The 17,707-nt window shown below is 61.4% G+C and carries 20 protein-coding genes; 5 read left to right on the plus strand and 15 right to left on the minus strand.

Annotation, left to right across the window (positions count from 1 at the left end; all coding sequences use genetic code 11):
- The first annotated feature begins 141 nt into the window (after positions 1-141).
- Positions 142-1,314: a ribonuclease D gene (gene rnd, locus HRQ64_RS11560; protein ID WP_172123384.1), complete on the plus strand. Its 1,173-nt coding sequence runs from the start codon at positions 142-144 to the stop codon at positions 1,312-1,314.
- Here rnd and HRQ64_RS11565 read toward each other — a convergent pair whose 3' ends face one another.
- The 4 genes from HRQ64_RS11565 to HRQ64_RS11580 are packed head-to-tail and all read right to left on the minus strand — an operon-like array spanning position 1,315 to position 6,838.
- Positions 1,315-2,853, minus strand: a complete 1,539-nt coding sequence (locus tag HRQ64_RS11565; RefSeq protein ID WP_172123385.1) for a Ppx/GppA phosphatase family protein — start codon at positions 2,851-2,853, stop codon at positions 1,315-1,317.
- A complete protein-coding gene (locus HRQ64_RS11570; RefSeq protein WP_248305291.1) occupies positions 2,850-5,021 on the minus strand; it encodes an RNA degradosome polyphosphate kinase in 2,172 nt (723 codons plus the stop codon). The genes HRQ64_RS11565 and HRQ64_RS11570 overlap by 4 nt, the downstream gene beginning before the upstream one ends.
- Entirely contained in the window at positions 5,014-5,757 is a 744-nt protein-coding gene (locus tag HRQ64_RS11575; protein ID WP_172123386.1) for a hypothetical protein, read from the minus strand. The genes HRQ64_RS11570 and HRQ64_RS11575 overlap by 8 nt, the downstream gene beginning before the upstream one ends.
- Entirely contained in the window at positions 5,747-6,838 is a 1,092-nt protein-coding gene (locus HRQ64_RS11580) for an AI-2E family transporter (RefSeq protein WP_127753159.1), read from the minus strand. Before HRQ64_RS11580 ends, HRQ64_RS11575 begins: the two co-directional genes overlap by 11 nt.
- A gap of 134 nt (positions 6,839-6,972) precedes the next feature.
- On the opposite strand from HRQ64_RS11580, the gene purM reads away from it, so the two are divergent.
- Positions 6,973-8,049: a phosphoribosylformylglycinamidine cyclo-ligase gene (purM, locus tag HRQ64_RS11585; protein WP_172123387.1), complete on the plus strand. Its 1,077-nt coding sequence runs from the start codon at positions 6,973-6,975 to the stop codon at positions 8,047-8,049.
- Positions 8,046-8,660 carry a phosphoribosylglycinamide formyltransferase gene (gene purN / locus HRQ64_RS11590; protein WP_172123388.1) on the plus strand — a complete coding sequence of 205 codons (615 nt, stop codon included), beginning with the start codon at positions 8,046-8,048 and terminating at the stop codon, positions 8,658-8,660. Before purM ends, purN begins: the two co-directional genes overlap by 4 nt.
- Here the strand turns inward: purN and HRQ64_RS11595 are convergent.
- Positions 8,638-9,549: a 5'-methylthioadenosine/S-adenosylhomocysteine nucleosidase gene (locus tag HRQ64_RS11595; RefSeq protein WP_172123389.1), complete on the minus strand. Its 912-nt coding sequence runs from the start codon at positions 9,547-9,549 to the stop codon at positions 8,638-8,640. The two genes, purN and HRQ64_RS11595, sit on opposite strands and share 23 nt — an antisense overlap.
- 173 nt (positions 9,550-9,722) lie before the next feature.
- Here HRQ64_RS11595 and HRQ64_RS11600 point away from each other — a divergent pair, with 173 nt between their 5' ends.
- Positions 9,723-10,640, plus strand: a complete 918-nt coding sequence (locus HRQ64_RS11600; RefSeq protein ID WP_172123390.1) for a DMT family transporter — start codon at positions 9,723-9,725, stop codon at positions 10,638-10,640.
- Between the two features lie 25 nt (positions 10,641-10,665).
- Positions 10,666-10,866 carry a hypothetical protein gene (locus HRQ64_RS11605; protein WP_172123391.1) on the plus strand — a complete coding sequence of 67 codons (201 nt, stop codon included), beginning with the start codon at positions 10,666-10,668 and terminating at the stop codon, positions 10,864-10,866.
- Between the two features lie 18 nt (positions 10,867-10,884).
- Here the strand turns inward: HRQ64_RS11605 and HRQ64_RS11610 are convergent, their stop codons facing one another.
- The 10 genes from HRQ64_RS11610 to HRQ64_RS11655 form a co-directional block, all read right to left on the minus strand.
- Positions 10,885-11,418 carry a YqhA family protein gene (locus HRQ64_RS11610; RefSeq protein ID WP_172123392.1) on the minus strand — a complete coding sequence of 178 codons (534 nt, stop codon included), beginning with the start codon at positions 11,416-11,418 and terminating at the stop codon, positions 10,885-10,887.
- The gene (gatB, locus tag HRQ64_RS11615; RefSeq protein ID WP_172123393.1) at positions 11,415-12,917 is read right to left on the minus strand and encodes an Asp-tRNA(Asn)/Glu-tRNA(Gln) amidotransferase subunit GatB; all 1,503 of its coding nucleotides are present in this window, start codon (positions 12,915-12,917) and stop codon (positions 11,415-11,417) included. The genes HRQ64_RS11610 and gatB overlap by 4 nt, the downstream gene beginning before the upstream one ends.
- Before the next feature lie 109 nt (positions 12,918-13,026).
- Positions 13,027-13,539 carry a GNAT family N-acetyltransferase gene (locus tag HRQ64_RS11620; protein WP_172123394.1) on the minus strand — a complete coding sequence of 171 codons (513 nt, stop codon included), beginning with the start codon at positions 13,537-13,539 and terminating at the stop codon, positions 13,027-13,029.
- Between the two features lie 11 nt (positions 13,540-13,550).
- Positions 13,551-13,859 (minus strand): chorismate mutase, encoded by a 309-nt coding sequence (locus HRQ64_RS11625; protein WP_172123395.1) that lies wholly within the window; start codon positions 13,857-13,859, stop codon positions 13,551-13,553.
- A gap of 75 nt (positions 13,860-13,934) precedes the next feature.
- Complete coding sequence (locus HRQ64_RS11630) at positions 13,935-14,252, minus strand: hypothetical protein (protein ID WP_127753169.1); 318 nt, start codon at positions 14,250-14,252, stop codon at positions 13,935-13,937.
- A 100-nt stretch (positions 14,253-14,352) separates the two neighbouring features.
- Entirely contained in the window at positions 14,353-15,837 is a 1,485-nt protein-coding gene (gatA, locus tag HRQ64_RS11635) for an Asp-tRNA(Asn)/Glu-tRNA(Gln) amidotransferase subunit GatA (RefSeq protein WP_172123396.1), read from the minus strand.
- Positions 15,834-16,307 (minus strand): hypothetical protein, encoded by a 474-nt coding sequence (locus HRQ64_RS11640; protein ID WP_172123397.1) that lies wholly within the window; start codon positions 16,305-16,307, stop codon positions 15,834-15,836. The genes gatA and HRQ64_RS11640 overlap by 4 nt, the downstream gene beginning before the upstream one ends.
- Entirely contained in the window at positions 16,304-16,786 is a 483-nt protein-coding gene (locus tag HRQ64_RS11645) for a GNAT family N-acetyltransferase (protein ID WP_172123398.1), read from the minus strand. The genes HRQ64_RS11640 and HRQ64_RS11645 overlap by 4 nt, the downstream gene beginning before the upstream one ends.
- A 3-nt stretch (positions 16,787-16,789) precedes the next feature.
- The gene (gene gatC, locus HRQ64_RS11650) at positions 16,790-17,077 is read right to left on the minus strand and encodes an Asp-tRNA(Asn)/Glu-tRNA(Gln) amidotransferase subunit GatC (protein ID WP_127753173.1); all 288 of its coding nucleotides are present in this window, start codon (positions 17,075-17,077) and stop codon (positions 16,790-16,792) included.
- Positions 17,078-17,175: 98 nt separating this feature from the next.
- Positions 17,176-17,706, minus strand: coding sequence for a hypothetical protein (locus tag HRQ64_RS11655; protein WP_172123399.1), 531 nt, complete (start codon positions 17,704-17,706; stop codon positions 17,176-17,178).
- Position 17,707: the final 1 nt, after the last annotated feature.

A 17,707-nucleotide genomic window follows, 5' to 3' on the forward strand; every position in this document is an offset into this window, starting at 1 on the left:
GGGCGCGGTTCGATGTCAAGCAGCACCCCCACCGTTCCGCAGATGGCTTCGCGGGGAGAACTCTGCGGTCGCATTCAGGTATGGAGTGGGCTAGGCTCACCTGCTAGAAACAATCGTGACTATTTCAAGACGGACCTCGGTATGAACCTTGTAGTTTCCACAGGCGTGCTGGCCGCTTTTTGCGAGCGGGCCGCCAAGTTCGATTTCGTCACTGTTGACACCGAGTTCCTGCGAGAGACTACTTACTGGCCCAAGCTGTGCCTTATTCAGGCCGCTACGGACGATGAAGCGGTTTTGATCGATCCACTGGCGCCTGACCTTGATCTGTCTCCTTTTTTCGAGCTGTTGGCCAACCCCGACGTTATCAAGGTGTTCCATGCTGCCCGGCAAGACATTGAGATTTTCGTCAAGCTGACCGGCAGGGTCCCCAACAACATTTTCGACACGCAGATTGCGGCCAGCGTCTGCGGCTTTGGCGACTCGGTGTCCTATGACAACCTGGTGCGCTCGATCACCAATATCGAATTGGACAAGTCTTCCCGCTTCACCGACTGGGCAGCGCGTCCTCTGAGCGAGAAACAACAGGTTTACGCGCTCGCCGATGTGACACATCTGCGTGACGTTTATCGCGAGTTGCGCAAGCAGGTTGATGCCACTGGCCGCTGGGACTGGGTCGAGGACGAACTCGGGGTGCTGCGCAGCATCGACACCTATGTCGTTCAGCCTGAGCAGGCCTGGGAACGGCTCAAGATGAAGATCAACCGGCCGCGCGACCTCGCTGCGTTGCAGCGCCTGGCGGCGTGGCGGGAACGCCGGGCGCAAGATAGCGACCAGCCACGCAGCCGTGTTCTCAAGGACGATATGCTGTTTGATCTGGCCATGCAGCGTCCACTGACGCCAGACGCGTTTGAAAAGCTGCGCACGGTCCCACGCGGGTTTGGCCGGAGCGCGACCGCAGCTGAATTGATGGCGTTGCTCAAGGAAGTGGAAGCTCTGCCCAAGGCAGAGCTGCCTGCTGTGGCCGAACGCTACCGGGGCCCCTCTCCTAAAGGCGCTGTGGGCGATCTGATCCGGGTGCTGCTGAAATCAGTGGCCGACGAGCACGGCGTCGCCGCGCGGATCATCGCCACCTCAGACGAGATCGACGCCCTGGTGTTGGACGACGATGCCGATGTGCCGGCCCTCAAGGGTTGGCGGCGCAAACTGTTTGGTGAAAAGGCGCTCGACATCAAGCATGGGCGGATCGGCCTCGTGGCGACCAACAAGGGCGTGCGGGAGATCCTGGTGCGGCCGCGCGCTGCTGCCGCCGAATAGCTATTGGACGCGCACGCGTGAGGTCTTGAACTCGGTCAGGCCGACAAACTGCTCAAAGCGGTTGCGCAGGTGTTCGGCATCCAGAAACGCCAGGTCGCGCGGCAGCACCAACTGCAACTCATTGCCGTCGGCAGACAGGCCAATGCGCTGCAGGATTCCCGGCATGGCGGCAGTAATCGGGTAAGCCACCCGGAACAAGGCTCCGATCAGTCGTGCCCGGGCGGTGCCTTCGGGCGATGCCAAGCCAAGCAGTGGCTGCGTGATGCCCTTGGTCTTGAGCCCGTTATATCGAACCGCGATAACCGTGGCGAGGAACGCCCGCCCAGGGTGGTCCACACCGGTCAGACCGCCAAAGGCCACCGCATCTATGCTTTGCGAGCCACGGTAGTCCGGATGAGCCCGCCAGCCGATATCGGCAAGAAGGCACGAGACGATCCGTAATCGCTTTTCAGTTTCGGTTTCTACTGTGCCGCTTACCGTGAAGAACTGGTCCGTGAACTCGATCAGGTCATTGGCATGGGACGGGGACCGCGACCGCAGCACGGATAGCTCTTCGGCGCCTTGAATCAGCGGATCAAGCGCACGCTCACGATTGTCGAGCATACCAAATAGATAGCCCTCGCGGACACCCAGCGCCGAAAACACCACCTCGCCAAATTGGCCGGCCTTTAGCACTTCACTGATCACGGCTGCGCCAAAGGGCACAAGCTCACGGCGGGAGGAACTGGCATTCTCGGCACCTGGATAGTGCTTGAGCGAGCCGTGCTCGATAATATCGGTGCACAGCTTGATCATGTCGTCCGCCGGCACCTTGTAGTGCTGCACCATCTGCAGGGGATAGTCGCGTTGGACCTGATGCAGCTTGGCCAGCGTTCGCCAGGTGCCACCAATGGCAGCAAAGCTCCCGCCGGGCTTCTGCTGGGCAAGCGCGGATTTCTTCAGGCGATCACGGACAAGAGCTGCCGCCTTGGTGGGCGAGCCGTCGCTGTCGTCTTGCAGGCGGATCACGCCAAGCTCGAACGACTCGCCTTCCCGGTCGGAGCCATCGATGATGCGCGACAGCTCAAGGCTGCCGCCCCCCAGATCGCCTACAATGCCGTCAAAATCTGGAATGCCTGCGACCACACCAAGGCCGGCGAAATGGGCTTCCTGCTCACCCGTCAGTACTTGCACAGGACTGTCGATGATGGCTTCAACGGCGGTGACGAATGCCTCCCGGTTCGCCGCATCGCGCACGGCAGATGTTGCGAGCACATAGACCTTGCCAACTCGCATCATGCGCGTGACCAGGGCAAAGCGTTTGATTGCCTCCAACGCCTGGGCGACATTGGCGTCAGCCAGGCGCCCCGACTTGGCAATGCCACGGCCGAGAGCGCAGGAGGCCTTTTCATTGTAGAGCGGCGTCAAGGCGCGGGCGTGACGTTCATAAACAACGAGTCGTACGGAGTTGGACCCGATGTCGAGCACTGCTACTGGCCGAGCGCCCTTGATCCTCCCCTGAGCGGTGGGATCGGCATCTACGCCCCAAAACTGGTTCAATCAAAATCCTCGTCGCCATCTTCCCGCCCCGCCGTGCCGCGACCCGACAACGATGGATTGGTCATGAAATAGTCGTGCGCGTTGAACGGTTCCTCGCCTTCTGCAAGGCGGATGCGGTGCGAACTGCCATCGGGCAGCACTTCCCAGCTCTGCTGGTTGTCGCGCATATAGGCAACGAGGATCCGGTCGACGATCTGCTTATGCACCGTCTGGTTGAGGATCGGCACCATGACTTCGACCCGGCCATCGAGGTTGCGCTGCATCAGGTCCGCCGAAGAAATATAGACCTTGGCGCGCGAGGACGGGATCGCTTCACCATTGCCAAAGCAGTAGATGCGGCTGTGCTCGAGAAAGCGGCCAACCACCGATTTTACCCGGATATTTTCCGAAAAACCGGGGATGCCCGGCCGTAAGCAACAAATCCCGCGAACGACCAGATCGATCTTCACCCCGGCCTGGCTTGCGTCATAGAGCGCGTCGATGATCTCGGGGTCCACCAGCGAGTTCATCTTGAGCAGAATGCTCGCGGGCTGCCCCGCCTGCGCGAATTCCACTTCCCGATTGATGTTGTCGAGCAAGGTTTGCCGCAAATTGACGGGCGAAACCGCGATGGTTTCCAGTTCCGTCGGCCTTGCGTAACCGGTGATGAAGTTGAACACCCGGGCCACGTCGCGCGTCACGGCAGGATCGATCGTGAAATAGCTGAGGTCGGTGTAAACCTTGGCGGTGATCGGATGGTAGTTGCCGGTGCCGATATGGCAGTAGCTGACGAGCTTACCCTTTTCACGGCGCACCACTTGGCTCATTTTGGCGTGAGTCTTGAGCTCGATAAAGCCGAACACCACCTGGGCCCCTGCCCGCTCCAGGTCGCGCGCCCAGCGGATATTAGCTTCTTCATCAAAGCGTGCCTTCAGTTCCACAAGGCACGTCACCGACTTGCCCGCTTCCGCCGCCATCACCAATGCCTTGATGATCGGACTATCGGCAGAGGTCCGGTAAAGAGTCTGCTTGATGGCGACCACTTCGGGGTCTCGCGCCGCCTGCATCAAGAACTGCGCAACCACATCGAAGCTCTCGAATGGGTGGTGGACCAAGATGTCCTTGGCGCGGATCGCGGCGAAGCTGTCGCCGTTGTAGTCGCGGATACGTTCGGGAAAGCGCGCGAGATAAGGGGTGAATTTGAGGTCGGGGCGGTTGATGTCACAAATCTTGCGAGCATCGGCGAGCCCGAGAAACCCCTGAACTTCAAAGATTTCGCTGTCCTTGACGCCGAGTTGCTCGCTGATCTGGCGCTTGAGCGCGCGGGGCATGGTTCGCTCTATTTCCAGCCGGATCACCAGACCGCGGCGGCGTTGGCGTAGCGCCGACTCGAATTCAACCACCAGATCGGCCGCTTCGTCGTCGATTTCGATCTCACTGTCCCGCACCAGCCTGAAGGCGCCGGAGCCGACAACTTCATGGCCAGGGAACATCTTGTGAAAGAACAGCTTGACCAACGTGTCGATCGTCACGACCTCGCTGCGCCCATCCGATACCAGCCCCGTAGGCAGGTTGATGAAGCGATCAAGATTGCTGGGGATGCGCACCAGGGCTGTCAGCGGCACTTCGCTGTTGGGCCGCCGCAGCTCAAAGGCGAGCGCGAGCCCCAAATTGGGAATGAACGGGAACGGGTGGGCCGGATCGACCGCGATCGGGGTCAGAACCGGGAAGATTTCTTCGCGGAACAGCTTGGCGAGATAATTGACCTGTTCGCTGCTCAGGTCATTGGTTTCATGGATTACCACGTTCTGCTCGAACAACTCTTCGCGCAAGCTTTGCCAATGATCCTGCTGTTCGAGCTGAAGGTGCTGGGCCAGCGTGGAAATCTCGTCCAGCTGTTCGCTCGGCGATAAACCGTCAGCGCTTTGTTTGACGAGGCCAGCCCGCAACTGGCCCTTGAGACCTGCAACGCGGACCATGAAGAATTCATCGAGGTTGTTGGCTGAAATGGAGACGAAGCGCAGCCGTTCCAGCAGCGGATGGGCGGTGTTGGCGGCCTCTTCAAGCACGCGCATATTGAACTGGAGCCAGCTGACTTCGCGGTTGACGAACCGGGCCGGGCTTTTGCGCAGAGCTTCGGCTTCCGGCACGGCGGCGTCTGCTTCCCCAATCTGACCGATTTCATTCATCTTCCGGCCCACCCCAGTCCAATTCATCGCTCCCGGCGCCTTGTGCCACCAACCGGCGATCGAGAGCCTCGGCAGCAACGCTGCGGGTGATGGCTGTACCCTTGGCGAGAGCCAGGCGATCCATCAACTCCACTAGACTAACGGCCTCGGCAGCCGATCTTTCCATGCGCGCCACGATAAAGGAAATCACCTTTGGCTCGACCACGATCTGTCGGTCACCAAACAGTTTCACCAACATCTGTGACAGCTGGATGTCATCGGTCAACTCCAGCGTAAATGCCGCAGCACGCCGCGCTCGGGAGCGGACATCGTCGGTTGCCAGCGGCCAGTGGGCGACCCCCTCGCGTGCCGTCAGCAAAAGCGGGCGGCTGTCGCGTAAGGACTGGTTGAGGAGGTGAAACAAGGCGGCCTCAGGATAGCCCCGGCTGTCGACATCCTCGACTATCACTGGCTGCCGGCCGCCATCGCTGGCGAGACGCGCCAGCTCATCCGCTCCGGCAAACACCGCCCCGCTCCTTTCGGCAAAGATGCGCGCCAGGTGTGACTTGCCCGACTTGGCTGGACCGACCAGCAGCGTCATTGGGTCGGCCCAATCGGGAAAGCTCATGATCCGGCCATGCGCCAGTTCATTGCCGTCCCCCACCAGGAAGTCCTCGAGGCCATGGGATGGCGTATGCCCCAGATCCAGTGTCAGCTGCGCACCGGTATCGGGGATTTCGTCGTCCTCAGACAACATCGGCATCGCCATCGATGCTGCCTGCTTCGCCCTGGTAGAGAGCGCTTTCACGATATTTACGCACGCCATAGCGCACCAGCACGCTACCGATCGCGGCCATCGGCACGGCCAGCAGCAGGCCAACAAAGCCGAACAAAGCACCCAGGGCGAGCAGCGCGAACATCATCCAGACCGGGTTGATGTTGATCGTAGAGCCGACAAGCTTGGGATAGAGAATGTTGCCTTCAACAAACTGGCCGACCATGTAGATCATGAAGATGATAACGATGAACCACCAGTCAGGCCAGAATTGGACGATGGCGATGCCCATCGAGAGCACAAAGCCAATGGCGAAGCCCACAAACGGAACGAAGCTGAACAGGCCACCGATCAGCCCGATGGCAAGGCCGAAGTTCAGCCCCACAAGGCTGAGTGCGGTCGCATAAAAGGCGGCCAGGATGAGCACTACGCTGCCCTGCCCGCGAATGGCGCCACCCATGGCGCTGTCGATGTCGCGCAGGATGCCCTGGATTTCGCCCTTGTGGTCGCGCGGCAGCAGGCTTTCCAGCCCGCGCACCATGCCTTCCCAGTCGAGCAGCAGATAAAAGCACACGACCGGAGTGAAGATGATGATACCCACGGCGCTGATCAGTGTCGCGCCGCTTGAAAGCACTTCCCCGGTGAGGACACCCACAAGGCCCACCATGCGACCCATCAGGTCCGTCATGGTGGCTTCCACCTGCGCCGCGCGCTCAGGTCCAAGCCATGCATTGAGTTCGGGCGCCCATTTACGCGCCAATGCTTCCAACTCGGCCGCATAGCCCGGCAGGCGCTGCACCAGCCCGCCAACCTGCTGCGCGACGAGCGGCACCAGCATGAATATCAGGCCCAGAAGTATGGCCACGACTGTAGCCAGCACCAGCGCCGTCGCCCAAGCGCGGTTGAAGTGCCATTTCTGCAGTTGGTTGACGATCGGGTTGAGCAGATAGGCCAGCGCGGCCCCGACAACGAAGGGCAGCAGGATGCCCCGGAACAACCAGAGCAACAGGATCAGCACGACGAATGATCCGATCCAGATCAGCACTTGATTTCGCAGTGTCATTGACTGGACCGGCCCTTGCGTCGGTTGGGTGGAGAAGCTATCAGGCCCTCTACCGGCCCCCTCCGGAAATGGCAACTGCCCTGGTCTCTAGCCTGCGGCATTGCGCACGGTTTCCCCAATTGGCACTGAGGCCCATGTCCGACCCCCAAAACCTGCCACCAAACGGTCTTTCATACAAGCAGGCCGGCGTCGACATCGATGCGGGCAACGCCCTTGTCGATGCGATCAAGCCCGCCGTACGCTCCACGCGGCGGGCGGGCGCCGATGGCGAGATCGGTGGGTTTGGGGGCCTGTTCGACCTCAAGGCCGCTGGCTTCACCGACCCCGTCCTGGTGGCGGCCAATGATGGCGTCGGCACCAAGCTGCGGATCGCCATTGAAGCTGGCAAGCACGACAGCATCGGCATCGATCTTGTTGCGATGTGCGTCAACGACATCGTCGTTCAGGGTGCCGAGCCGTTGTTCTTTCTGGATTACTTCGCCACTGGCGCGCTTGATGTTGAGCAGGGAACCGCGATCGTTGAGGGCATCGCCGAGGGCTGCCGCCAAGCCGGCTGTGCCCTGATCGGCGGGGAAACCGCGGAAATGCCGGGCATGTACCACGGCAAGGACTATGATCTGGCCGGCTTTGCCGTGGGCGCTGCCGAACGCGGGACCCTGCTGCCGCGAGCCGATCTTGCGCCAGGCGATACGCTCGTTGCGATAGCCTCCTCGGGCGTGCACTCGAACGGTTATTCGCTGGTGCGCAAGATCGTGGAGCTCTCGGGCAATGACTGGTTCATGGATGCGCCATTTGCGCCCGGCCAGTCTCTGGCCGAAGCCCTGCTCACCCCTACCCGCATCTATGTGAAGCCCATCCTCGCGGCGCTAAAAGCCGGGATCGGCATCAAGGCCCTGGCCCATATCACCGGCGGCGGCTTTATCGACAACATCCCCCGCGTCTTGCCCGATCATCTGGCGGCGCATGTGAATCTCGGAGCCATTACCGTGCCCAAGGTTTTTGGCTGGCTGGCCCACACGGGCGGTCTCGCTGAAGCCGAAATGCTGCGCACCTTCAACTGCGGTGTTGGCATGCTGATCGCGGTTGGCACAGACGAGGCCGCCACCCTGGTGCAGCACCTCAACGATGCTGGGGAAACTGCAGCAATCGTTGGCGAACTCGTGCAACGCACCGGCGAGGCGGTGACCTTCGAGGGCAGGCTCTCGCTGTGAGCCGCACGCGCACTGCCATTTTGATCTCGGGCCGTGGCTCTAACATGGCGGCGCTGATCGAGGCGGCAAAGGCCCCCGACTACCCCGCCGAAATTGTGGGCGTGGTCTCTAATCGGGCCGCTGCTGAAGGACTGGCCCTTGCTGCGGCTGAAGGGATCGCGACGGCGAGCCTTGCACAAAGCAAGTTTCCGAGCCGGGACATGTTCGAGGACGTTCTGACCCAGGTCCTTGAAAGCTGGGACACCGAGCTGGTCTGCCTTGCCGGCTTCATGCGGGTTTTGGGCGAAGATTTTGTCAATCGCTGGCAGGGGCGCCTGATCAACATCCATCCTTCCCTGCTGCCGCTCTACAGGGGGCTGGACACGCATGCCCGGGCACTAGCCGATGGCGCGACCCGCCATGGCTGCACCGTTCATTTCGTCACCCCGGGCTTGGACGAAGGGCCCGCTATCCTGCAAGCTGAAGTGCCGGTTCTGCCGGGCGATACGCCCGACAGCCTTGCCGCGCGGGTGCTTGTCGAAGAGCACCGGCTTTATCCAGAGGCGGTGCGGCAGCTCGCCTCTGGAGAGTTCGGATCCTTGGGCAGCCTTACTCCGGCAGTGCTGCAATAAAGGCGGTCACGACGGCAGCCGAATTGTTGGACGCCAGGCCCATGAAGGTGCCCATCTGGTTTTCGCCTTCGCCGCCACCCGCCAGATCTGACAGCGAGCGGAACGCAATGAAGGGCACATCATTGGCATAGGCCACATGCGCTACAGCGGCGCTTTCCATGTCGAGCACCTGCGCCTCGAAGGTCCCAAACGCATATTCACGCAGTTCTGCATTGTCCACAAAGGCCGCGCCCGAAACACCATTGCCACCAACATGAATGCTCGGCGCGGTGGTGAGGCAGGCGTTTTCTGCCGAACAATCCTCCAGCTTGATCTCAGCTGCAACCTTCTCGGCGACCGCCAACAGCTCCGCATCGGCGGCAAACCAGAACTTTTCCTCGGGCTCGCCACCCTGGCGGGCGATATCCACGGTCTGCGGGAACATCATGCCGAAGGAGGGATGGGGCGCGTCCATGAATGAGGGCGGCGTGAATTTCCCATCCACTTCGCGCGCCATGATGACCTCGAGATACTGGCCCCACTGCGCCGGCACAATCACATCCCCGATATGGCGCTCGGGATTAACGCCACCCGCTATTCCGGAAAACACGATGCTTTCGATGTTGAAGTGGTCCAGCGCCAGCTGCGAGGTCATCGCCGCATTGACCATGCTGACCCCGGTCAAGAACAGCACCACCGGCTTGCCCTCAATCACCCCGGTTGCAAAGGTGGTGCCATTGACCGTGTAATCCTTGCGTTCGCTGAGGGCTTCCTGCAGCGCAATCCATTCGGGGCCAAAGGCCGACATCACCGCGATGCGCGGCGTGGTATCCAGAGTTTCCGCCGCCAGGACCGCGGGCGCGGCGGTGGCGAGCAGAAGAGCAGAAACGGCAAGACCAAGTTTGTGCATAAGAGCCCTCAGAAGTTTACCGGTGAAGGCTAGCAGCCCCCTCAACGCATGCAACTGCAATGGCGCATAGGAGCCATCCGCTCATCACGTGCATTGATGCTTGCCATCGTCAAAATCGGTTCGACCTTTGCTGGCGACAGGCCTAGCGTCGCCGCTTCCTGGGAAAGAATCACATGTCGGCACGCTACTGGGCGCTAATCATTTTTATCGGAAGCATCTGGGGCACCTCGTTCCTGTTCAATGCTGTGCTGATCCGTGAACTGGGGCCAATCACCGTGGCCGCAGGCCGGGTGACCATCGCCGCGCTGGTCAGCTGGTTGTTGTTTTTCGCCCTTCGCAAGCCCCTGCCCCGTGATCCGATGCTGTATCTCAAGCTCGGCCTCCTCGGCGTGTTCAGCTATGCGGTGCCGTTTACGCTTTTCCCCATCAGCCAGGCCCACATTCCGAGCGGGCTTGCTGCGATCATCAATGCCCTGCTCCCGGTGGTTACCGTACTGGTCTCGCATTATTGGCCCGGCGGCGAAAAAATAAAGCGCCACAAGGCTGCCGGCGTGGTTGCGGGGTTTACCGGTGCGGCATTGCTGGCTTCACCATCCCTGGCGGCCGGCAATGAGCATGGCGAGCTTTGGGCCATTGCCGTCTGCTTTGCCGCCGTGATGCTCTACGCCATCACGCTCAATGTCGCGCGAAGCTTCAAGGCGATCGAGCCCACGACCATCGCCACCATTGCCATCTCTGGCGCGGCGTTGACTTCAGTGCCAGTTGCGCTTTGGGTTGAAGGGGTGCCACACATCGAGCGGATCGAAACCTGGGCGGCCTGGATCGCCATCGGCGTTTTCTGCACCGCCTTGGCGTTCCAGCTGATGTATCGGCTGCTGCCGCGCGTTGGCACCACCAACTTCGCCTCCAACACCTTTGTCACACCGGTCGTGGCGGTCTTGCTCGGGGTGTCGCTGCTGGGAGAATCCATTTTGCCCATTCACTTGCTGGGCATGGCCGTGGTGTTTCTGGGCTTGTTGCTGATCGACGGTCGCATTCTCAAGATCTGGCGCAAGCCAGTTTCCGGAACTGAGGTCGTATCCCCCCGTTGAGATAGGTCCCAACGAGGAGGCAGGCATGCCCATTCCACCCAATCCAGAGATCGATCCCGCGGCAACCCCCGAGATCGTGCCGCAGCCTGTTCCGCCGCCGCCGATGCCGGTGAGCTTCCCCACTCCAGACCCATCGGAAATTCCGGGCAACGTGCCGGTGGAAGATCCGCAGCCAGACTACCAGCCGGAACTTCCCCCCGAGCCAGGTCACGACATCAATCCGTAACTTAGCGACGGCCCCCGTTTAGTCGTGGCCGTCGATCTTGCTGAGGAAATAGGTGAGTGCGCCGATCACGACCGCTGTTGCGGCACCCAGATAAACGATGTCCGGGCCGCTGCTCCAGGTAACCGCACGCCCGAGAAAATAAACCGCCAGCACGGTGATGGCCACGCCCACCAGCTTCGACTTCAGATCATCGAGATTGCTGATCTTGAGCCAACGTGGCAAAGCCAGATCCTGGTTGAAGTAGAGCTGATAAAGGCCGAGCGAAACCACCTGCACCACGGTCGCGAGCAAGAAAAGATCAACCAGCTCGATGGCGTGCAGCAGTGCCTCGTCCTTGCTTACGGGATGGTCGGCGAAGAACAGCTCCCGGATGAAGTGCCAGGTTTCGGCGACCCCATAGATCATCAACGCCATTGAAGCGGCCATTGTGGCCAGCACCGGCAGGATGATGATGCGGCTGACCAGCGCGCCGATGACGCGCATCAGCCACGGCCCCATCCCGTGATCCAGCAACTGCTTTGGGGCTTCCTTGTTTTCGGCGGGTTCGCTCACTCTTCGAGGCCGAGCTTGCGCTTCATCAATTCGTTCAACGCCTGCGGGTTAGCCTTGCCGCCCGATGCCTTCATCGCCTGGCCAACGAACCAGCCAATCATGGTGGGCTTGGCCTGAACCTTGGCGACCTGATCGGGGTTGGCGGCGATGATCTCGTCGACCACCTTCTCGATGGCGCCGAGGTCGGTGACCTGCTTCATGCCGCGCCGCTGGACGATCTCGGCAGGTTCGCCCTCCGGCTCCTCGGCGATGATGATCTGCAGCAAATCCTTGGCGATCTTACTGGAGATCGTGCCGGCGGCCACGAGGTCAACAATCCCCGCGATCTGAGCTGGCTGCAGATGGGTTTCCCAAACAGCAAGCCCCTGGCTATTGGCATAGGCGGCAACATCGGCGTTGAGCAAATTGGCGACAGACTTGCCGTCGCGCTTGCTACCCCCATGGGCCACAACGGCCTCGAAGTAATCGGCCGTCTCGCGATCCAGCGTCAACACCATGGCGTCGTAGGGCGTCACGCCATAATCGCGGAAAAAGCGGGCCTTCTTCTCGTCCGGCAGTTCGGGCAGGTTTTCCGCCAGCGCCGCCACGAAAGCGTCGTCAAACTCCAGGGGCAGCAGGTCGGGATCGGGGAAGTAGCGGTAGTCATGCGCTTCTTCCTTGGAACGCATGGACCGGGTTTCGCCGAGCTTAGGATCGAACAGCCGGGTTTCCTGGTCGATCGAGCCGCCGTCTTCAAGGATATCGATCTGTCGGCGGGCCTCATATTCAATCGCCTGACCGGCAAAGCGCACGGAGTTGACGTTCTTGATTTCGCAGCGCGTGCCGAACTCACCCCCGGGGCGTCGCACCGACACGTTGACGTCGGCACGCATGGAGCCCTGCTCCATATTGCCGTCGCAGGTGCCGAGATAACGCAGAATCGTGCGGAGTTTGGACAGATAAGCCTTAGCCTCGTCAGCCGAGCGCAGGTCCGGCTTGGAGACGATCTCCATCAGCGCCACGCCGGAGCGGTTGAGGTCCACAAAGCTCATGGATGGATGCTGGTCATGGATGGACTTGCCCGCGTCCTGCTCCAGGTGGAGCCGCTCGATGCCGATCTCGATGGTCTCGTCGCCCATGTCGAGCAGTACCTTGCCCTCGCCGACAATGGGGTCCTTGAACTGGCTGATCTGATAGCCCTGCGGCAGATCGGGATAGAAATAGTTCTTGCGGTCAAAAACGGAGCGCTTGTTGATCACGGCCTTAAGCCCAAGGCCGGTCCGCACAGCCTGTCGCACGCATTCTTCGTTGATGGTCGGCAGCATGCCGGGCATGGCTGCGTCCACGAACGAAACATTGCTGTTGGGCGGATTGCCGAAGGCGGTCGAGGAGCCGGAAAACAGCTTGCTTTCGGAGGTCACCTGCGCATGCACTTCCATGCCGATGATCACTTCCCAGTCTCCAGTGGAGCCGGAAATAAAGCGCTTCGGATCGGGCGTACGGGTGTCGATAAGGGTCAAAGTGAGCTCTCTGAACGGCATGCGGGAACACGACCCAGTGCTTACTGACCAGCGGCGCGCGATGCAACGCCTCTTTGCCCGATCTGGTCAGTTCCGTGGGCCGCCCAGCTCAGTCCTCGTCGTCGAGATCGCCCGCGAACGGGTGTAATTTCTTCTCGAGATGAACGCTCATGAACGGCTCATGATGGGCACGCCCATCGGGACGCATGGCGAGAATGCGGTAGCCCTGCCGTTCATAAAAGCGGACCGCGCGGATATGGTCTGCCGGGGTTTCGAGCTGCACCCGGCTGGCGCCGAACAGTTCCAGCACCGACTCCATGCGCCGCAGCAGCATGGAGCCGATCCCCTGGCCCTGGCTCTCCGGAGCCACAAACAGGAACGGGATATAAGCGCGCCGGGCGGAGCGCGAACACCAGCCGACAGGCATGCCATCCTGTTCGGCCACAATGATGCGCGTGAGCGTTTCGGCCACGGCGCGCCGAAGCCGGTGTTGCTCGGCGTCGCGCATGCCGGGTGTTTCGGTCAGCAGCGGCAAAATGCCCTTTGTCCAGGAGCGGTAGGCGATGTCGGCCAGAATGCGTGCGTCACTGGGTTCGGCATTGCGGATCAGGACACTGCGCATGACACACTCTCCTAAAGGGCGCGCCGCCGCGCCGTGATGATGCCCTTCTCGTAATTGATGTTCCAATCGATCAGGGTTCGCCACACAAGTTCGGCCTGATCCTCGTCAAGATCAAGAGCCAAACTACGCTCGCGCACCTTGGCGATCACTGCCTCGATGCGGACGGGGTCGCGCGCCTCATGCGGGTCGGTCTTGATCTCGGCCATGCGGGTGACATAGCGATGCCGCTCCGCGAAGAGGTGCAGGAGCGCCTGGTCGATCCGATCGATTTCGGCACGGACATCATCTTTGGTCTGGCAGTCGGCGGGCGCGGTGGTCACGGCAAAGGTCCATTGGTGCAAAACTCAGTGCTGGTTTGCACCGACCTGCCGGCAAAGGCAACCGTTCGCGACCCCCTAGTGGCGCGTCACCTCGCTGAGCGCCGCGGCGATATGTTCCCATTCCTGCGCGACGCTGGCGGTGGCGCGGCGCTTGCCGGCCCGGCGGTACCAATAGTCGGCATTGCCCATATCGGCTTCGATCCAGTGCATCAGCGCATGCACCCAATCAAATGCCTGTACGCCTTCCATGGCCTGAACGATGGTGTGGGCCTGCTCCCACTCGGGGCCGACACGGAACTCACCCTTCTTGAGCCACCACAGCGCTTGCAGCGGCTTGCTCATGTCTTTGGGCGGCTCGGACCAATCGAGCGAGGTGAAGATATCCACGGACATATGACTTTCCGAAAAGAAACGGGCCGTCCCGAAGGACGGCCAAATACGCAAGGGCTGAAATAGACCCTTGCCGAAGCCGGTTCAAGAGACCGGCTCTGGCTCACCACCAGGGCTTCGGTGAGAAATCGGTCGCCGCGCTGCGCTCGATCACCCGAGCGGCTGCAAAGAGGGTTTCCTCGTCAAAGGGCTTGCCGATCAGTTGCAGCCCCAGCGGGAGCCCCTGCCCGTCCTTGCCCGCCGGCACCGCAATGCCCGGCAGGCCCGCCATGTTCACGGTCACCGTGAAGACGTCGTTGAGGTACATTTTCACCGGATCGGCGGCGAGGGTCTCGTCGCCAATGCCGAAGGACGCCGACGGCGTTGCCGGGGTAAGGATGGCGTCAACGCCGGCGGCGAAAGCGTCCTCGAAATCCTTCTTGATCAAGGTACGAACCTTCTGCGCCTTGACGTAATAGGCATCGAAATAGCCGGCGCTCAGCACATAGGTGCCGATCATGATCCGGCGCTTCACTTCACGGCCAAAGCCGGCGGCGCGCGTCAGCTCATACATGTCGGTGATGTCCTTGCCCGTCACGCGCAACCCGTATTTGACGCCATCATAGCGCGCCAGGTTGGAGGAGGCTTCGGCCGGAGCCACGATATAGTAGGCGGGCAGCGCATATTTGGTATGCGGCAGCGAGATATCCTTGACCGTAGCGCCTTCAGCGCGCAGCCATGCCAGCCCCTGCTCCCAGAGCTTTTCAATCTCGGTGGGCATCCCTTCCATGCGGTATTCCTTGGGAACACCGATGCAAAGGCCCTTTACGCCACGCTCAACCGCCGCGGCGAAGTCTGGCACCGGCAGGTCGACACTGGTGGAATCCTTTGGATCAAAGCCCGCCATGGAGCGCAGCATCAGCGCTGAATCCTCCACAGTGCGGGCGATCGGGCCGGCCTGGTCAAGCGAGGAGGCAAAGGCGACGGTGCCCCAACGCGAGCAACGGCCATAGGTCGGCTTGATGCCCACTGTGCCGGTGAACGCCGCCGGCTGGCGGATCGAGCCGCCGGTATCGGTGGCAGTTGCCCCAGCGCAGAGCCATGCCGCCACAGCGGCGGCCGAACCACCCGAGGAGCCGCCGGGCACCAGCTGGGCATTGGAGCCTTCAGAGCGGAACGGGCTGACAACAGGGCCGTAAAAGGAGGTCTCGTTGGACGAGCCCATGGCAAACTCGTCCATGTTGAGCTTGCCCAGCATCACCGCGCCATCGCGCCAGAGATTGCTGGTGACAGTCGACTCATAGCCTGGCTTGAACCCATCCAGAATATGGCTGGCGGCCTGAGTGTGGACGCCCTTGGTGGCGAACAGGTCCTTGACCCCAAGCGGAATGCCTTCGAGGGAGCCGCCCTCGCCCTTACCAAGTTTCTCGTCGCTGGCCTTGGCCATGGTAGTGGCCTGCTCGGCAGTCACGGCAACATAGGCGTTGAGCGCGCCATTGGCCGCCTCGATCGCGCCAAGGTACGCGCCGGTCAGCTCGGTGGCGGAAAAGCTCTTGGCCTTCAAACCTTTGCTGGCTTCGGCAAGGCTCAATTTGGTCAGGTCGGTCAACGCGGTAACTCGCTTAGATTGGCGCAGCGGTGGAAAAGCGTCGCGCCGGGCGAAGCTCCCTCCGAGCTGGTTTCATTGGTTGCGGCCGCACTCATGGCAGCCTCATGGGAAGACACCACCTGCACGGTGTCGGATGTGAGTGGTGTCAGTGCCAACGTGTCGGGATAAATGGCACCCGGGTTTTCACAGACGGCTGACACGAAAAGGTGGGCATTGCCCGGCTTGGCTTTGATGTCAAAGAAGTGGCAGCTGGACTCAAGTGTCTGGATGCCATCGTCAAAGGTCATCACCTGAAACCCGAGGGTGGAGATGGCGTCCAGACCATCTTTTTCCAGCGCATCGCAGCCCGCGGGATCACTCACGTAAACCTTGGTGCGGTCGACGCTGGAAATCTCCTGCGCCTGGGTAGTCCCCGCGGCGAGGATGACGACGCTTGACAATACGGCGCCTTTGACGATCCGGATGCTCATGCTTCTGCTCCCTGCCGCAACGGCATGGCAAAGAAAGCCGACCACTCGCTGTCGGGATAATCAAGGAACGGGCCGCGCGGGGTGAAGCCGCTGCGCTGGTAGAGCCGCTGCGCTTCGGCAAAGCCGGGCCCCGTGCCTGTTTCCAGCATCAACTGGCTCAGCCCCTTTTGCCGCGCCAGATCGACAATGGCGCCAAGCAGCGCCGAGCCAACCCGCTGGCCACGAACGGACGGGTCCGTGAACATGCGCTTGACCTCGCCCAGATCCGAAGAATGAACCTTGAGCGCGCCGCAGCCCACTGCCTCGGCTTCGGCATTGCGCGCCACGAAAACCGTCGTGTCGTCACCCGCCATCTGCTCAACGGTCATCTTGAACTGAAATTCGATTGGCGAAAGCGGCAGCAGGTGATCGTTGAGCGCCGCCACGAGGCGGCGCACATCGTCCTGCAACGGCGTTTCAATGCCAATCGTGACGGCCATCGCCTACTCCACGACCTTGGGGACCATGAAGAAATTGTCTTCCGACAGCGGCGCATTGGCCACGATCAGCTCAGGATAGCCGCCATCGGTGATCGCATCGTCGCGCCGGCGCAACTGCATCGGGGTCACCGACGTCATTGGCTCGACGCCGGACACATCCACTTCGCCCAGCTGTTCCACGAAACCGAGAATGGCGTTCAGCTCGCTTTGATAGCCAGCGACTTCCTCGTCCTCGATGCGAATACGCGCGAGGCGCCCGATACGCTTCACCGTTGCGGCGTCTACCGACATGGCTCATGCCTCCAAATAGGGAGATGCGGCCCTTGCCGCTCTGGTGCCGCTTTTAACAATGGTGGCGGGCAAGTTGCAATGGCAGAGGCGCCGCGGCTTTAGAGCTCCAGCCCCAGCCGTGACTCGAGAGCAACCAGAGCGGTGTCGTCCAGGTGGGCTCTCAAAGCGGGAATGGCTTCATCAAGCTCAGCGTCAGCAGCCGCCAGCGCAAGCAATCTCGGAGGCTGGCGCTCCAGCAGATTCCTGCCGTTGGCCACCAATTGACCAGCCGAACCAAACAGCACCACCACGGCATCGCCGAGCCACCGCCCGAACGGCAACAACTCCCCGGCCACCAGCAGCAAGGGCCGCTCACCATCCACATGCACGAGAACCAGCCCCGCCCCTGCCCGCAAGATTGTTGCCTCGACGGGACCAGCGTCGAGCGGCCGGATGCGCCGGGGCTTCCAAAGGGCAAGATCAACCTGAGGCAGGCAATCTTCCGCCGCAGCCAATCCGAAAACCCGATCCGCCCCCGACACCAGCTCAGCCGCGTCGATCCCGGCCGGGACCACACCGGCATCCGCAACCAGGATCAAGCCGCCAATGTGAATGCGGAGCGTCGTACCGCCAAACCAGGTGAGTTTCATT

This window comes from Devosia sp. 919, from assembly GCF_013185965.1.
In the GTDB taxonomy this organism is placed as follows: Bacteria; Pseudomonadota; Alphaproteobacteria; order Rhizobiales; family Devosiaceae; genus Devosia.

Excerpts from the sequence above, each read along its gene's own strand:
- HRQ64_RS11655 (WP_172123399.1), bottom strand. The coding sequence starts at position 17,706 with ATGAAACTCACCTGGTTTGGCGGTACGACGCTCCGCATTCACATTGGC.
- HRQ64_RS11645 (WP_172123398.1), bottom strand. The coding sequence starts at position 16,786 with ATGGCCGTCACGATTGGCATTGAAACGCCGTTGCAGGACGATGTGCGC.
- HRQ64_RS11640 (WP_172123397.1), bottom strand. The coding sequence starts at position 16,307 with ATGAGCATCCGGATCGTCAAAGGCGCCGTATTGTCAAGCGTCGTCATC.
- HRQ64_RS11570 (WP_248305291.1), bottom strand. The coding sequence starts at position 5,021 with ATGAATGAAATCGGTCAGATTGGGGAAGCAGACGCCGCCGTGCCGGAA.
- rnd (WP_172123384.1), top strand. The coding sequence starts at position 142 with ATGAACCTTGTAGTTTCCACAGGCGTGCTGGCCGCTTTTTGCGAGCGG.
- HRQ64_RS11620 (WP_172123394.1), bottom strand. The coding sequence starts at position 13,539 with ATGCGCAGTGTCCTGATCCGCAATGCCGAACCCAGTGACGCACGCATT.
- HRQ64_RS11575 (WP_172123386.1), bottom strand. The coding sequence starts at position 5,757 with ATGTTGTCTGAGGACGACGAAATCCCCGATACCGGTGCGCAGCTGACA.
- HRQ64_RS11595 (WP_172123389.1), bottom strand. The coding sequence starts at position 9,549 with ATGCACAAACTTGGTCTTGCCGTTTCTGCTCTTCTGCTCGCCACCGCC.
- HRQ64_RS11600 (WP_172123390.1), top strand. The coding sequence starts at position 9,723 with ATGTCGGCACGCTACTGGGCGCTAATCATTTTTATCGGAAGCATCTGG.
- HRQ64_RS11580 (WP_127753159.1), bottom strand. The coding sequence starts at position 6,838 with ATGACACTGCGAAATCAAGTGCTGATCTGGATCGGATCATTCGTCGTG.
- HRQ64_RS11605 (WP_172123391.1), top strand. The coding sequence starts at position 10,666 with ATGCCCATTCCACCCAATCCAGAGATCGATCCCGCGGCAACCCCCGAG.
- HRQ64_RS11630 (WP_127753169.1), bottom strand. The coding sequence starts at position 14,252 with ATGTCCGTGGATATCTTCACCTCGCTCGATTGGTCCGAGCCGCCCAAA.
- gatC (WP_127753173.1), bottom strand. The coding sequence starts at position 17,077 with ATGTCGGTAGACGCCGCAACGGTGAAGCGTATCGGGCGCCTCGCGCGT.
- purM (WP_172123387.1), top strand. The coding sequence starts at position 6,973 with ATGTCCGACCCCCAAAACCTGCCACCAAACGGTCTTTCATACAAGCAG.